The organism is Shewanella sp. AS16 (genome assembly GCF_021412365.1).
GTDB classification, from domain to species: Bacteria; Pseudomonadota; Gammaproteobacteria; order Enterobacterales; family Shewanellaceae; genus Shewanella; species Shewanella salipaludis.
In genome coordinates this window covers 1-352 of the sequence record NZ_JAKCLK010000094.1, presented here as the reverse complement: position 1 = coordinate 352, position 352 = coordinate 1, and the positions used below count along the sequence as shown (strand labels likewise).

The 352-nt window shown below is 48.0% G+C and carries 1 pseudogene; it reads left to right on the top strand.

The features are described 5' to 3' along the window. Positions 1-193: 193 nt before the first annotated feature. Positions 194-352, top strand: a pseudogene (locus LZP73_RS21470) (IS21 family transposase); the annotation flags it as partial.

Genomic DNA, 352 nt, shown 5'->3' with positions numbered 1-352 from the left:
CGAAACATTATGCGGGAAAAGTCTCCTCTTCAGTATAAACTTACACGCATCACAGTCCTGCGCCCGGAACAAGACTGGCAGGTATATTGCATTCGCTGAGTATGAGACGACAATAACTCAGTCCGCCTGGCGCCGATTATTCTGGCCGGTTTTGTAACCTGAGTGTCATTTACATGATCCAACAGGAAATGGCGTGACGCTCAATACTTCTCAGGTCAGTTACTATATGACTCAGCGTAAGAAAGGTATAACTCAGCATATCTCGGCCATGAAGGCTGGTATCTCAGTCCGTTCTGGTCGTCGGATCGAAAAAGGAGAGTGGGCAAAAAACAGTGTTCGGCACTGGCGCACA